The sequence below is a fragment of the Paenibacillus sp. FSL E2-0178 genome, assembly GCF_038593005.1.
GTDB classification, from domain to species: Bacteria; Bacillota; Bacilli; order Paenibacillales; family Paenibacillaceae; genus Paenibacillus_AQ; species Paenibacillus_AQ phytohabitans.
This window is the reverse complement of record NZ_CP151953.1, coordinates 349,862-365,188: the sequence shown is the minus strand read 5'-3', so window position 1 is coordinate 365,188 and position 15,327 is coordinate 349,862. Positions and strand designations below refer to the sequence as shown.

General features: G+C 41.7%; 15 protein-coding genes and 3 pseudogenes. 2 read left to right on the top strand and 16 right to left on the bottom strand.

The window, feature by feature from the left end:
* Window positions 1-39: 39 nt before the first annotated feature.
* From MHI42_RS01555 to MHI42_RS01480, 16 genes and pseudogenes are all read right to left on the bottom strand, one after another.
* Window positions 40-1,476 carry a DHA2 family efflux MFS transporter permease subunit gene (locus MHI42_RS01555; RefSeq protein WP_342422493.1) on the bottom strand — a complete coding sequence of 479 codons (1,437 nt, stop codon included), beginning with the start codon at window positions 1,474-1,476 and terminating at the stop codon, window positions 40-42.
* Window positions 1,477-1,629: 153 nt separating this feature from the next.
* A complete protein-coding gene (locus MHI42_RS01550) occupies window positions 1,630-2,157 on the bottom strand; it encodes a hypothetical protein (RefSeq protein ID WP_342422492.1) in 528 nt (175 codons plus the stop codon).
* Complete coding sequence (locus MHI42_RS01545; RefSeq protein ID WP_342422491.1) at window positions 2,130-2,723, bottom strand: LLM class flavin-dependent oxidoreductase; 594 nt, start codon at window positions 2,721-2,723, stop codon at window positions 2,130-2,132. Before MHI42_RS01545 ends, MHI42_RS01550 begins: the two co-directional genes overlap by 28 nt.
* A 94-nt stretch (window positions 2,724-2,817) precedes the next feature.
* Window positions 2,818-2,952 carry a hypothetical protein gene (locus MHI42_RS01540; protein WP_342422490.1) on the bottom strand — a complete coding sequence of 45 codons (135 nt, stop codon included), beginning with the start codon at window positions 2,950-2,952 and terminating at the stop codon, window positions 2,818-2,820.
* 112 nt (window positions 2,953-3,064) lie between these two features.
* Window positions 3,065-3,490 (bottom strand): MarR family transcriptional regulator, encoded by a 426-nt coding sequence (locus MHI42_RS01535; RefSeq protein ID WP_342422489.1) that lies wholly within the window; start codon window positions 3,488-3,490, stop codon window positions 3,065-3,067.
* 83 nt (window positions 3,491-3,573) lie between these two features.
* A complete protein-coding gene (gene nfsA / locus MHI42_RS01530; protein WP_342422488.1) occupies window positions 3,574-4,314 on the bottom strand; it encodes an oxygen-insensitive NADPH nitroreductase in 741 nt (246 codons plus the stop codon).
* 321 nt (window positions 4,315-4,635) lie between these two features.
* Window positions 4,636-5,667 carry an aldo/keto reductase gene (locus MHI42_RS01525; RefSeq protein WP_342422487.1) on the bottom strand — a complete coding sequence of 344 codons (1,032 nt, stop codon included), beginning with the start codon at window positions 5,665-5,667 and terminating at the stop codon, window positions 4,636-4,638.
* Between the two features lie 238 nt (window positions 5,668-5,905).
* Window positions 5,906-6,051, bottom strand: a pseudogene (locus tag MHI42_RS01520) (LLM class flavin-dependent oxidoreductase); the annotation flags it as partial.
* A gap of 53 nt (window positions 6,052-6,104) precedes the next feature.
* Window positions 6,105-6,299: pseudogene (locus MHI42_RS01515) on the bottom strand (nitronate monooxygenase); the annotation flags it as partial.
* An 11-nt stretch (window positions 6,300-6,310) separates the two neighbouring features.
* Window positions 6,311-7,669: an NtaA/DmoA family FMN-dependent monooxygenase gene (locus MHI42_RS01510; RefSeq protein ID WP_342422486.1), complete on the bottom strand. Its 1,359-nt coding sequence runs from the start codon at window positions 7,667-7,669 to the stop codon at window positions 6,311-6,313.
* 15 nt (window positions 7,670-7,684) lie between these two features.
* The gene (locus tag MHI42_RS01505; RefSeq protein ID WP_342422485.1) at window positions 7,685-8,110 is read right to left on the bottom strand and encodes an alpha/beta hydrolase; all 426 of its coding nucleotides are present in this window, start codon (window positions 8,108-8,110) and stop codon (window positions 7,685-7,687) included.
* A gap of 453 nt (window positions 8,111-8,563) precedes the next feature.
* Window positions 8,564-9,553 carry a nitronate monooxygenase gene (locus MHI42_RS01500; RefSeq protein WP_342424667.1) on the bottom strand — a complete coding sequence of 330 codons (990 nt, stop codon included), beginning with the start codon at window positions 9,551-9,553 and terminating at the stop codon, window positions 8,564-8,566.
* 645 nt (window positions 9,554-10,198) lie between these two features.
* The gene (locus tag MHI42_RS01495; RefSeq protein WP_342422484.1) at window positions 10,199-10,342 is read right to left on the bottom strand and encodes a hypothetical protein; all 144 of its coding nucleotides are present in this window, start codon (window positions 10,340-10,342) and stop codon (window positions 10,199-10,201) included.
* Between the two features lie 287 nt (window positions 10,343-10,629).
* Window positions 10,630-10,722 (bottom strand): annotated as a pseudogene (locus tag MHI42_RS01490) (YARHG domain-containing protein); the annotation flags it as partial.
* A 175-nt stretch (window positions 10,723-10,897) separates the two neighbouring features.
* Window positions 10,898-11,560, bottom strand: coding sequence for a nitroreductase family protein (locus tag MHI42_RS01485; protein ID WP_342422483.1), 663 nt, complete (start codon window positions 11,558-11,560; stop codon window positions 10,898-10,900).
* Window positions 11,561-12,310: 750 nt separating this feature from the next.
* Window positions 12,311-12,673, bottom strand: coding sequence for a helix-turn-helix domain-containing protein (locus MHI42_RS01480; protein ID WP_342422482.1), 363 nt, complete (start codon window positions 12,671-12,673; stop codon window positions 12,311-12,313).
* Window positions 12,674-12,923: 250 nt separating this feature from the next.
* Between MHI42_RS01480 and MHI42_RS01475 the strand changes: the two genes are divergently transcribed.
* Complete coding sequence (locus tag MHI42_RS01475; protein ID WP_342422481.1) at window positions 12,924-14,030, top strand: IS110 family transposase; 1,107 nt, start codon at window positions 12,924-12,926, stop codon at window positions 14,028-14,030.
* A gap of 579 nt (window positions 14,031-14,609) precedes the next feature.
* Window positions 14,610-15,239, top strand: a complete 630-nt coding sequence (locus tag MHI42_RS01470) for a hypothetical protein (protein WP_342422480.1) — start codon at window positions 14,610-14,612, stop codon at window positions 15,237-15,239.
* Window positions 15,240-15,327 lie beyond the last annotated feature (88 nt).

Here is a 15,327-nt window from a genome sequence, read left to right as displayed (position 1 = left end):
TTTCCCATTCAATATCAAAGCATAGAAAACCGCGTAACATTAATGGATTGTTCTCATCGCCTCACGGTTGACTACGACGCGGCGGATGAAGAACGCTATGACCAAGCCAATCAGTGCTATAATCAACGTGAAGACGAACACGTTTTGTGACCCAGCCGTCATCGCGTTTGAAATTTCGGCCTGTTTGGCCGAAGCGGCGGAGCCGCGCATGTATTTCTCCATACCACTCGAAAGGATGCTGATTGCGACCGCTGTTCCAATCGCGCCCACAACCTGCTGCAGTGTGTTCATGACTGCCGTGCCGTGCGGGTATAACTCCGGCGGCAATTGATTTAGCCCGTTCGTTTGAGCAGGCATCCATATCATGCCTAATCCAACCATGAGGCCGATATGCAAAGCCACGATAAAGGCCACTGAAGAAGCAGGAGATAAGGTAGTAAAGAACCATAATATGACTGAAACGATCACGAGTCCGGGAATAACAAGCCATTTGGGCCCATATTTATCAAACAAGTGCCCCATGCGCGGGGAGAGGATACCATTCAGTGCGCTGCCTGGCAAAAGCATGAGTCCCGCAGTGAACACAGACAGTCCTGCACCCGTCTGCAGAAACATCGGCAGGATAATCATGATCGACATACTAATCAATGTACAAGATAGTACCATAAGCACACCAACGACATACATCGGATGCTTGAAAACGCTAAGATTCATCATGGGATCGTGCATAACATTCTGCCGCATTATAAACAGGACCAGCGCGATGAGCCCAACGACGATTGAAATGACCACAACTAAGCTACTCCATCCTTCTGATCCTTCGCCTGCCTTACTAAAGCCAAAAACAACTCCTCCAAAACCGATTGTAGATAATACGACAGACAATAAATCTATCCGGGGCTTCGTGACATCAGTGACATTTTCCAAATACTTCAGCCCAATCAACAACCCAATAATCAGTAACGGCAGAGACAACCAGAAGATATAATGCCATGTTAAATACTCGATTAATAGCCCGCCTATGGTCGGACCGGTTGCTGGCGCAAACATGATAACTAGTCCAATGAGGCCCATCGCCGCCCCCCGCTTTTCCGGAGGATATATGACAAGAATAGTATTGAACATAAGTGGCAGCAATAATGCCATACCTACCGCCTGTAAAACTCGAGCGAACATCAACATTTCAAAATTAACCGCGAGCGCTGCAATGAGAGTACCCATAATCAAGCTTATGAGCGAACCTGTGAACAGCTGTCTCGTTGTAAACATCTGCAGCAGCATTCCACTAATCGGCATTATAATACCTAGAGTCAGCAAGAAACCGGTTGTCAACCACTGTGCGGTTGCTGCTGAAATTTGGAACACGTCCATTAAATTAGTCATTGCTATATTTAATGCAGTCTCGCTAAACATGCCAACAAAACCGCAGATAAGCAGCGACGCCAAGATAGCACGCGTATTGTATTGCTTCTTCATTGATATCCCCCATGTGTGTAAATATTTTGGTTTATCTATTCGCATATTCTTGTTTTTTGTTTAATTAGTTCATCATTTGAGGCATAATACTTCAACGTCGATTAATCATAGATGGCTAACTTTTCTTTATCCTGTGATGATTGATACTGGTTTTCAAAACACTCCGTATTGATAAGGAACTCTCATATTCTCGCACAGCGTTGTTCCTTCATTTTCCCTGTGGAATAAGCCGCGGTCTTGCAAAATCGGGATAACCTGATCCACAAAATCAGCAACTCCATCATAGGATATATCCGGAACAACCGAGAAGCCGTCACTTGCACCCGCCAAAAAACATTCTTCCAAGAAGTCAGCAACTTGCACAGGGATACCTGCAACTACCGGATGATAGTTAATGACCCCATGGGCAAGAACATCTCGAATGGATAGCCCTCGTTTGAGCAACTCCAAAGCTCTTGGGGAAGGTGGGTCCTTTGGGTTGGCATATGCATTTTTCAACAAATCCGTTGCTAAAGGCTGATCACTATCAACCGAGTTCACAGATAGCGGTAAACCAATCATAGACCCAAGGTAACTTACCCTGCTTGGAATCTCCCCAGGATTAAAACTCATAAGCTGCTTTCGCCGTTCCAAAGCTTCTTCTTCAGTTGAGCCTAGGGAAAACATAAAACCTGCAAACATCTTGATGTCATCTGGATTTCTGCCAAAACGAACGGCACTTTGTCAAAGCGCTTGTCTGTGTTCACGTCAGATTCTATATCAAAAGGATTTGCGTAGACACCAGAAACGTACCTTCCCGCCAGTTCCAATCCCTCACCCCCTCCGCCTGCCTGAAAAATAACGGGTTGTCCTTGATCAGAGGGAGGGATTGGCAAATGACCGCGGGATCTATAATATCGCCCTTGAAGATTGATAGGCTGAATTTTGTCCATATCGGCAAATTTCCCTTTTGCTACATCTAACGTCCAAGCATCTGATTCCCAGCTTCCCCACAATGCCTGGACAATTTGTATGCTTTCTTGAGCCATGTCATATCGTTCTTTACGATCGGCAACACGAGCACCGAAATTTGCTGCCGCTAATGGTTCGGATGTGGTGACCGCATTCCATCCTACACGTCCATGACTTATAACATCCAATGCTTTGAACTGACGTGCTAAGTTATATGGATAATTGAATGTCGTTGAGAGTGTAGCAAAAAGCCCAATATGTTTCGTTTCTCCAGCTACAGCCATGAGTGCTAACATAGGTCCATAGGGAACATAGGAGATTGGGGACCTAAGTTAATCGTTAAAGCTGGAGTATCGGCGATGAATATCATTTGAAATTTTCCTTTTTCAGCTATTTGGCCCGCTCTACATAACTATCCATATCTGTGTACGCCGCCAGATTGCCAGGCATTCTCCATGCGCTGAATTCAGCTCCATATCCAGAAACCATTTGTAGAGCCAGTTGCATCTCATTTCTTTGTTTCATGTATTTCTTCTCCTTCCTTTCTTTAGTTAGCCGATAAAGGAAGCTCTGACTATTTATCAACTTAGTTAATCGATTTAATATTTAGCCTGCTAAGCAATTTCGCGTGAGGAACTTATAGTAAGTTCCTCTCCAGTCGCTTTAAAAGCTGCCTTAAAAGCAGGCGTTCTTCCGGTAAAATGGAATGTAGTAATTTATCTTGCTCCTGTCTCCATTTGAAACCAACTGGCTCCTCTAATTCTTTGCCCTTATCTGTTAAAAAAATCCGCATAACCCTTGCATCCTTTTCATCACGCTTACGGTATATAAATCCGTTTTTCTCTAGTGACTTAACCATGTTTGTTACCGTAGGTGGTTCACAGTTCAGATGTTCGCATATTTGCACTTGTGTAATACCATCACCTGACCACAACCGGTTAAGCAAATTCTCCTGGCCAACATACAGGTTAAGTTCCCTTAGAGAATCACTGTAATCCCGGCGCATTTGGGAAGAAATTCGATCTAAAGACTGACGAATATCGCAATCAACCTTATCGTTCATAATTTACCCTCAATTTGTAAAGTATATTTAGTGGACTAACTATAACATTGTGAAGTTGAGGTGTCCACATCTCTTAAGGGCATTTATTTGTTGGCATATCCTTGCTTGTTCAAATACTTCACTATTTCTGGCAGAAAAGTTATTGGAAGATGCTCCTGAATGTGCTCACTCCATCCTTTTACTTTTTTCACGGTAAATGGAGCTTTAACTGGACGGCCTCCATAATATTTCAGCATGGTTTCATCATAGACTGCTAATTGCTCTTTATCGAGTGGCTGATACTGGTTTTCAAATAATACCATGGATTGAGGCAACCGCGGCTTCAGTGCAGGCTTATCTCCAGACGGAACACCGATACATAGTCCCACCATTGGAATTACATATTTAGGTAAATGCAATAATTCAGATAATTCGTTAATATTTGCTTTCACCCCGCCAATAAATACGCCGCCAAGTCCCATGGATTCTGCTGCAGTTAATGCATTTTGCGCCATGAGCCCGGCATCAAGTGAACCGATCAGAAGAAAATCAATATATTCGAGATCAACATCCGGGGCAATTTGATGGTTTCTGTTGAAATCCGAACAGAAGATCCAAAACTCTGCTGCTTTTTCTATATAAGGCTGATTGACACAGAGCTGCATCACTTTTTTACGAAGTTCCGAATTTGTGATTCTAATGATTGAAACGGCCTGAAAATGACTGAAGGAAGATGTTTGATTAGCTGCCTTAAAGATTGCTTCAAGTTGCTCCTCTGTCAGGTGTTGATTCGTATAAGAACGAACGGAGGTATGGTTTTGAAGCAATTCAAGCGTATTATTCATTGGATTGGTCCCCTTTGCTAGTTATGTTATAATGATTATTAGCTTGCTAACTATAATGCCGATGTTTTATCTCACATATACTTACTAATTCGTAGGATTTCATCGACTTGGATCAGATCAATCATAGGAAAAGGTACAGATATTACCGATCAAGAGCTGGGCTGGGCATCTGGAATAGCTAGAAAAATTTCCCCAGTTTACTTCTTCTGCACATACTCCACTAATTCCCTTGGGGTTCACCATCCCATATCTCAACGGTTCATTGCCTTTACATTCCTTCGTTATAACCTAAGCTCACGATACTCTGGACTGAATATTCTGTCAAAAAAGCGGTTCCAGGCGATCTCTTTTCTGATAGTCAACCATCCAACCTGGGTATTCAGGAGGCAGTGTACTTACTTCGTCAAGTTGCTGAATTTCATCATCCGTCAGTTCTAAATTTGCGGCTTCCAGATTTTCTTCCAACTGTTCCAATCGTTTCGCGCCAACAAGAACAGAGGTTACAACTGGTCTTGTCATCAGCCAAGCGAGCGCTACACTTGCTATACTTGTCCCATGTGCTTCAGCGATCGGTTTTATCTTATCAATGATATTCCAAGCTCGCTCTTTATCTACAATCGGGAAATCAACCGCAGAGCGGCGCGAATCCTCTGCTTTTTGATTGTGTCGATCGTAACGCCCTGACAGCAGACCGCCAGCAAGCGGACCCCACACTAGAAGTCCCATCTTCTTTGCTTCCATCAAAGGCGCCAACTCTCGTTCAACATCGCGGCTGGCAAGAGAATAATACCCCTGAACCGTTTCAAAGCGAGCCATATTTTTGCGTTCAGAAATACCAAGAGCATCAGCAATTTTCCAAGCATGCCAGTTCGATACGCCAATATATCGTACCTTACCCTGTGTTACCAGATCATTTAAAGCACCTAAAGTTTCTTCTACAGGTGTCAAGAAATCATCGGCGTGAATCTGATACAAATCGATATAATCCATCTTCAATCTCTTTAAACTTGCTTCCACTGCATTCATAATATGTCCTCTTGAAGCACCGACATCGTTACGTCCCATACCTGTTCGTCCGGCGGCTTTGCTAGCAATTACAACTTCCTCCCGCGCAATACCAAGATTGCGGAAGGATTGTCCAAGAATAATTTCACTTTCACCTTCTGCATAATTATCAGCAGTATCAAAGAAATTAATTCCGATATCGACACTCTTTTTTATCATCTTGTCGGCTTCTTCCTGCCCAACTAAACCGAGAATTTTATGGTTATCCTTTCCACTCGTGAACGTCATTGTGCCTAACGCAAGTTGTGAAACTAAAAGTCCTGTATTTCCAAGCTGCTTATACTTCATTCTGTATATCCTCCTTAATATTGGGGCATTTTATAGCATGACAATCATACTCGCTTGGCAATCAGTAACTGTCCGCTACATCCGTGATTATGTGCCTTTTTCTTTTTTATAGATAGTCATAGAAGCATGGTGAATACGTGTAAATAAACTTTTATATTTAATGCATTTGCATGCTCTTTACTGTTCCGCGGCTGATAATCGTTTATTTTTTGCCCTACCTGCACCATAATGATGGTCGTCAGGCTTTATCTTTTGTATACCTATTTTCCAGGAAAGGAAGACCTAAATTACCTCTCAACGTGCGGGATTTATATTCACTTCGGAATATTACTTTTCCTGTAGGATCGGTACGACCAAATCAATAAAATCATCAATTCCCAAAGGATGTTCTTGTCTTAGAAGCAATACGTCCATTGTGTCAGTTCCTTTATCTTCTAAATCTCACGGCGCATACGTTCCACGGTTTCCTCTGGAGAGACTGTAACTGTCGTTTGACCGGCTTTAGGTCCAAGAATCCCTAAACCGCCCGCATTACTCACTGCTGCAACAAATTCAGCATTCGTAATCCAACTCATAGGTCCTTGTAAAATGGGTTTATCAATTCCAAGAATATCTGTTACACGATTTCTCATTATTTTTATCCCTACTTTCTCACTCCATATTGCTTCGGCACACCCAAGTGCTCACGCAAAGTATTTCCCTCATAATCAAGATGATATAAGCCTCGTTTTTGCAACACGGGCACAACTTTTTCCACAAAATCTTTTACACCTTTTTGACTTTCTGGCACAATGGAAAAACCGTCCGTTGCCCCTGCTTTAAACCATTCTTCAATGAAATCCGCCACATCTTCAGGCGTGCCAACCACTACAGGGTGATAATTGATGACTCCGTTTGCCAATACATCTCTTGGACTTAGCCCTTGTTTGATTAGCTCTACTGCTCTTGGTGAGCGCGGGTCGCCTGGATTCGGCGTGGCTTGATATTGTAAAGATTTTGGTAGGGGTTCATTCAAATTCAAGTCATTTAAATTTACGCCAATCATCGCTGATAAATAGCGAATTTGTCCTTCAAATGCATCTTTCCCCATAAAATCCAGTAACTGATGACGGCGGGCAAGTGCTTCTTCATAAGTATCGCCCACCGTAACCATAAAACCAGAAAACATATTGATTTCATCAGGGTTTCTACCGTATTTTATCGCACTTTGTTTTAACAAATTACGGTAATGACGAGCTTCTTCAATCGTAAAAGGGTTAGCATAAACACCAGTGGCAAATTTACCTGCCATTTCCACCCCTTCAAAACTTGGACCTGCCTGAAAAATAGGCGGTTGCCCTTGCGGACTTGGTGGAATGGGAAGTGGGCCTCGGGTCTGGTAGTATTGACCATTGAAATTGGCAGGGGTTAATTGATCCATTTTGATAAATTCGCCAGTTTGTTGGTCTGTAATGTAGGCATTTTCGCCAAAACTTCCCCAAAGAGACTGCACTGCTTCTACCATTTCATCTGCCATTTCATAACGAGTGGTAGTGTCAGGCAGAGGACTAGCTCCAAAATTATAAGCAACCTCACGAGTTCCTGTTGTTACCGCATTCCAACCGACACGCCCACCACTTATGTGGTCCAGCGTTTTAAGTTGGCGAGCCAAATTATACGGTAAGTTGTAAGTGGTAGAATAGGTTGCTACCAAACCGATTTTCTGGGTATGCGTGGCAACAGCAGCTAGCATCGTCATCGGTTCCATTACAAACATCGGTGATTTTCGAGCCGTATCACCATTTACCCCAGCTCCCACCATCCCAGGTGTATCCGCAATAAACAGTGTGTGAATTTTACCCTGTTCAGCAAGTTTGGCAAGCTCAATATAGGCATTAATGTCGGTGTAAGCCTTTGGATTACTATCATTAAATCGCCAAGAATAATCCTCACCACCATAGCCTGTTACAAACATGATGGCCAGCTTGATTTGCTTGTTTGAATTATCTAAATAGTCGTGCATCGTTTTCCTCCTTTATTATTTTTTCACTCTCTGATTGATCCATCCCACAATATCATCAACTACTACATCTCCATTTGGTTCAAACATCAAATAATGTCCAAGTCCGCTATAAAGTCTCAAACTTTTATCTTTTGAAGCCGTTTCTTGATAAAAATCAATGGCATCTATAGGCACAACATAAACATCATCACAACCGCTTACCAGTAAAACAGGTGCGATAAATTTGTCAGCATTAGCTTTGAGGTATTGCGCGCCTTCTTTAACACCATTGAAAAAGGACACAGAAAAGGTTTCTAACATCAATGGGTCGTCCCAATCATTGTCGCTTTCTTCCACCATTGGCAAGTTCAACATTTTATGGAGGATCTCCATGCCATTAACAAAGATGTCAGCAGGTTCTGGGCGTGGTAAGTCATCAAGATTTAGTTGATTGTAACGCACCCAGCCGCTGCCAAAATCACACCATCAGCAGCTTGCGGATATTTTGGTAAAGTGCGGTGATGTGTCCACCCATACTATGTCCCATCACAAAAATCGGAAGATTGGGATTTTCGGTTTTGGCTTTTTCTACCACAAGACGTTAATCTTCTACCATTTCAAAATAACTGTTGAGATGGATTTTATCCCTACCATCTGACTTACCGTGTCCTCATGCATCAAAACGATAGACGGCAATATCATGATTATTCATCGTTTTGGCAAAATCGGCAAAGCCGTGCGAATGCACTGCCAAACCATGCGAAATAATCAGTACCGCTTTGGGTGGATTTTGTGGATAATCTCTGGTTAGATAAAGGTTTAAACCATCATATCCTGCAACCAGTTCTGTAGTATTTCTCTGTTGTTCATTTTAATCGTCCTTTCTTATCTTAAAGCATCTACCAGAATATATTTTCACTCAATGCCACTCATTAAACGATCGATAATGATTTCAACCGAATCAATTTGATGGATCATTGAAATGCCAAGCCCCAATGAGGCGAAACCTTTTGATAAATCACCGTATAGCATGCCATTTCTCATCCCCGATGCTGGATTCGATGCTTGGTAAATTTCTTCATTTGTGGCTAAATTGCGATCCATTTCTACCAATTTATTTGGGAGTTCCCCCGGTAGAGAACGGTAATAGGCAGGTTGCGTGCGATAAAGCAACATATCATTAGCATCTAATTTAATTAAAGCATCTTTAATATTATCAGCCATACGAGACTCTTTTGAGGCAAGAAAGGCAGTCCCGACAAACACCCCTTCCGCTCCTAGAGCCATTCCGGCTTTGGCAGTGCGTCCATCTGTAATCCCGCCAGCGGCTAATACTGGCACACGACCTTTTGCAGCATCTACCACCAAGGGCACAATAGAAAAGGTACCAATAACGTTTGCTGGAACTTGTCCCCCTTCATCAAAACCTGTGGCAACTAGAATATCCACACCACCTTTGATAGCTTCCTCTGTCACTTCAACAGTTGGTGCCCCTCGATAAATGACTTTGATATTGTTGGCCTTAAATTTTTGAGTCCATTCCTTTGAAAATGCCCCTACCATCACAGCCACTTCGACCCCCTCTTCTACCATCATGTCTAGCATGGGTTGTGTATAGAGGTCAAAACCTGCCACCGTAGGAATGATATTGATTCCAATAGGATTTGAGGTGATACTTCTAGCAATACGAACCTCATGGCGCATATTCTCCACCGTTTCTTCAACGGTCTTGGCAGGTTCTGATTGTCCAGCATTGATGCCAAGCACACCCAGTCCTCCAGCCTTACTAATAGCTCCTACAAACTTACCGTCTGTTAGCCAACTCATTGGTCCTTGAATAATAGGTTTTTCAATCCCTAAAATGTCTGTTACACGATTTTTCATTGCGTTTTCCTCACTTTCTATTATAGAATACTTCGCCTTCTGTCAGTCTAGTCTGGTTAGCTAGTTTGAAAAGGAATCTGAGGTCCTAAGTCGACGGTTAATGCTGGAGTATCGGCGATAAAGATCATTTGAAAGTTTTCCTTTTCAGCTAATTTAGCCCGCTCCAAATAACTATCCGTATTTGTGCTGCTAGGTCGGTCCCAGGCATCCTCCAAGCGCTGAATTCAACTCCGTATCCAGAAACGAAACCATTTGTAGTGCTAATTGCATCTCTTTTCTATTCTCCATGTATCTCTTCTTCTTTATTTCTCCAAGTAACTAAAAGAACCTGGGTTAAATCCCTTTAAACAAATGGGGTGATATTTAGCCTGCTAACTAATTACTGGAGGTTTATCTTCTGACAGTTCTTCTTTTTATTACTAATATCTCGAATACTACTAGTATCCTCAGGGTCTAAATAAATATTAGTTGTAAAGAAGGGTTCAATGCGCCTTTAGAAATCCATTTGATAAACGATATTATAACTATTTAATATATTAAGGTTGAAATTATTTACTTAATATACTAAATATTTGAACAGAGAACACCTAGAGCAAGTTTCTCTCCATGCGCTTCATAAGCGGTTCACATTTTAAATGTTCACATAGTTGCATTTGTGTTACCCCATCACCTGAGCACCAGACGAGAGAGTAAATTATCTTGGCCTACATAAAGATTAAGTTCTCTTAGACTTTCACTATAATCTCGACGCATTTGAAATGAAATTTTATCTAGCGACTGACGAATATCGCAATCCACCTTATCATTCATAGATATTCCTCCACCCACTAAAATGTATTTAGCAAGCTAACTATATCACGATTTAAATCTAGTTGTCTATTTATTAAACATACCTCCTCACAATCGTTAAATTTAGAGATCCACGTTCATCTTCTTCTGTTTAAAGCTCGAATCGCCTGTATAACCCCGTAAATGGACGTCATCTGTATGAGAAGACTCGAGCTTAAAGTCAGCATATTTAGCTTCATAGTCACGAAGTAGCGCAACGTTCTGTTTCTCCGTCAGGTAAGATGTTCCTTGTAGGCAGAGTCTGCATGATACCAAGGCTTGGAGGCAAAGTAGTCCTGCAAATCCTTCTGTTTAAATACATATCCATGCCTTGCAAATATCTCGTTGCGCGCAAGCTTCAGAATTGCCGATCTTTTCCGGGGAAAGCAACGTATTCGAACTGTCTTTCAAAATATACTCACGTATCAAAACTGCAACAGTAGAAGGAGCAGCAGTTGTCTCACTAGTCGTAGCTAGATTACCGACCGCTCCTTCAGGGGCTTTCTCTTTTTCCGAAATAACTACAGCCAAATAAGCTTATTCTGATGGAAATTCGTTAAAGAACGCTACATCCTCAATAGGAAGACGTGTAGGAGGATGTCCTGGTTTCGTTGCTTTTCCGATCGCAATGATCATAACCGGCACATACTGCTCGGAAATTCCGTACGCTTCAAATAACTTTGCTCTATCGTATCCATGCATCGGAACAGTGTCGTAACCTTTGGATCGTGCGACAAGCATGAGCTGCATCGAAACTAGGGCGCCATCCGTATATACGATTTGTAGCGTCTCTTCAGGAGGCAGGTTTGAGTACATATCAACATTTCGTTCGATGTATGATTTAGCCGTATCAATCGTCATAAAGCCTGCTTCAACAGCCTGTCCATAAATTTTCTCTACCTTCTGGTAGCTTTTCAAATCTCCTAGCACAGCAATAACGGCAGAAGCTTCGACTACTTGTTGTTGGTTAAACGCGATAGGCAAAAGCTTTTCTTTCAACTCTGGTTTATCGATAACGAGAAAACGCCATGATTGCAGGTTCGAAGACGAAGGAGCCAATGTTGCCAGTTCGAGTATTTCAGTCATTTCTTCACGTGAGATCTGCACGTTTGGATCGTATGAACGAACAGAACGACGTTCACGAATCACATCTAAGAACAGTTGCTGTTCGATTTTTTCTGAATTTTGAGAGTTTGACATCGTAATTCCTCCTAGAAATAACTTGATTGTTTTATTCTCCATATTTGTTACCATAGGCGGTACGCATTTTAAATGTTCACATAGCTTAGTTACATTTGTGTTATTCCATCACCTAACCACAAACGAGCGAGTAGTTTATCCTGGCGTACATGAAGATTAAGTTAGACTTTCGTTATAATCTCGACGCATTGGGGATGAGATTTTATCTAACGACTTATGAAAATCGCATCCAACCTTAAAGACCATAGGTACGCCCCCACTATCAAAATGTATTTAGCGTGCTAACTATAACATGGTGAAACGGACCTCCTCACATTTTAACGGATTGAATTTGTCTAGAACGGGGGCAAAAGTATGGATCTAACTCAAAAGATTGAAAGATGAACCCACATCAGCGTTTCACACTAAAATGACAGATTCAGTTTATTACACCGTTTGCCTATCAACTTGGTGCATTGAGTAACTTTGTTACAGACAATAGAATAAAACCAATTCTCATTTTTTTAAAGAGGGCAATAAAAATTGCCTTAGTATATTTTTTGTACTGAATAGCTTGGTTAGTGCAAAAAAAGCTGCCACAATGACAGCTTAGGATCTTTACTTCTTCCTACGTTACTTTAATACATTTCTTCACAAACTTTTATCGTAAAAGAAAACTGCCGTTAGAACGATCTCTCCTCCCACAACTATTACTTTATCCACCATTTAAATTTTGGGGTAAATTGTAAACGATAAATGTGAACGCTTTGGTTAGTCTACCTCCTCTCTGAATTTTTTCCCGAACTCTTCCATCAAATTAATTATAGGAATGAATTCTTTCCCTTTTGAGGTTAATGAATAATCTACTCGAGGAGGAACCTCTGGATAAACTTTACGATTTATTAAGCCATCTCTTTCTAATTCTCGAAGTTGCTTTGTAAGAGAACCTTGTGGAATATCCCATAAAAAAGCTTTAATCTCACTATAACGACGCTCTTTGGTCTTTAAATACCAAAGAATGATATATTTCCAACGCCCAGAAAGTATGTTTTGGGTATAGGCAATGCCATAAACTTCTTCTCTATGTTCCTTTATACACTCTTTATCAAATCCATCCTTATATAATCTAGACACCTTTTCACCTGCTTTCTACTGTTAAGTACAAAAAAAATGTACTATGTGAATGTTTATTCCCTTCATCAAAAAGATGAGAAATGATTATATTCTAGTATATGTAACTGTTTGGTGAAAATAAAGTGTTAGACTGAAGTCGTTGAATTACCGTAGGTTTTAAAGAGAAGAATCGTCAGCTAAATGCTGCATTTATCAGGAGGCCGTAGTAGAATCAACAGAAACCGATACACCTAACGATTCGAGTTTCCTTATGGATTGTTTAATCATAGAAAACGTTACCGTTCATCATTTGGTCATTGGCGTAGACATCGCTCAAGAAGTCCATGTGGCCCGCGCGGTCAGCTTTCGTGGGATTGCTTTGGGAACTCCGCTCGAATTCGGTAATCATCGTGAAGGATTCGATCTGTTCGAACGCTGGATCCAAGATCTACTCAAATCCTACAAACTCAGCAGCGTCATAGTTGGTATGGAACCCACTGGCCACTACTGGTTTAGCCTGGCACATTGGCTACTCGATCAAGGCATGGAGCCCGTTCTGGTTAATCCTCATCTTGTCAAAAAGAACAAGGAAAACCGGGATAATACACCGTCTAAAAGTGACCATAAAGATGCGCTTGTCATAGCAGACATGGTCAAAAACGGGTACTACTCCCCAGTTCGTTTTCATCCCGAAGATTACGAGGAACTACGTATTTTAATAGCAAACCGAGAGACGGTTACCAAGCGCCTCAACGCTGCGGTTAATCAAATTCATCGCTGGGTAGACATTGTTTTTCCTGAACTTCGTCAGGTCTTTAAAATCCTTACTTGCACCAGTGCAATCGCAACACTCAGACTCTTCCCCTTACCTATAGAGATCCGTCTGTTAAATACTGAACAGGTCCATAGCGGTTGGAAGCAATATGTAAAGCGTCATGCTGGAGTTAAACGTGCTGAACTACTCATTTCACTTGCGAAATCCAGTGTGGGTGCCACTCAGGCACTCCACGCATACAAGCTCCATCTTGGGCAATTACTCGAAGAATATGACCTGGCCCAGCGCCAGCTTGAACAAATTGAGCATGAGCTCCGCCTCATTATTGAGCGTATTCCTTATGCACAGAAGCTCCTTGAAATACGAGGCATCTATGTTAACAATCTAGCTGGTGTACTCGGTGAGGCTGGTGATCTAAGCGGATATACACACGGAAATGCTTTACTGCGGCATGCTGAGTTAAATCTAGCTGAAGCTAGCTCTGGAAAATGGCGGGGAAAGATGGTGCTCAGCAAACGAGGTCGGCCACGTTTACGTCATTTTCTTTATCTCATGACAATGTTTTTGCATCTGATTTGGCTCATTGTACTTATGTACTTTTAATGCTGATTTGATCCTCTTATCTTTACATAGATCGATTAATAAATTGTTTTTGCATTTCCTTTTATCGGCACAACACTTTTCATTTAGTTAGTACAGTCATTCAAGTATTGTTAACGTTTATGTTGTTCTTAATTAGGCTGTGCTTGATGGTCTGTAACTCGACCGCCTGAATCATCCCGTGAATTCTAGGCTATTCATAATAGTCTTAACTATAATTCTGAATCTCAGTATCATAATTCGGGCTAATTTATTTAACTCTTGTCATATAGTTCTAAGTTAGTACTGTTGCTAACCACATCTTCAATAAAATTCCCACCCCCTCTTTCATACTAATTTATTTACACATATTGTAATTTATATATCAATGCTATTTCAGAATTATTTATAGAATTCATTACTCCACCTACATTACAAGACCTCCCACTCATTGGAGAAAGCGTTGCCGTCTGATTTTCCAGAAAAATATTGTCAAATCCTTAATAATCATGTCATTATAAGTAGGTTCGTATTATAAATAAAATTAAAGGGAGTGTGTATTTGAGTCGGTTTAATCTAGTTCTCATCTTTGTTTTATCCATCATGATAGCTTTTCTCCTGGGGATCTATGTGGCCCCTAGCATTGACCCGCGTCTGAGCGGGCAGACTGTGGCAAGCAGTCCCATTGCGGCAGAAATCCCGCCGAGCCCTACTGAGATCCCCTCTACTGCTGCAGTAGACGTCGCACCTGCACCTTCTCCTTCTCTGGAACCCGTTGTCTTGGAAGATATGCCATCGGACAATGATACGGGTACCATCGGTGATGACTCTGCCGGCTATGACGCTGAGGAGCTACCGGCAGACGTCCCATCTGGAGAAGGCATTGGAGAGCCCATTGATTTCAAGTACAGCATGAACTCAGCCGATGCTGTTAAGCTTACCTGGGAAGCCTACAATCTAACCGGAAAGACGATCAATTATTACACCGCACATATCAGCACGTATAATCCGGTAGGCGATCCTTCTTATGATCAGCTGAGCGGTGAAAGCAGCTTTCTCGTTAAATACGTGGGGCCGGTTGAGCCTGATGAAACTTTATTTATTTATAGTGACTTTACATACCAGAACACACTGGAGCGGATTATTATTGACCAGCTTACTCTTCAATATGATGACGGTACTATAGAAACCTTCGACTATGGTTACGAAACCACCGAAGAACGCAGCTTTTAATCGGAAGACTCAATTGGCGCGCAACGTCAATGGGTTCTATCCGATTTCTGTCAGGCTCGTCCAGAAGTCCAGAAGCCTGAAGCGATTT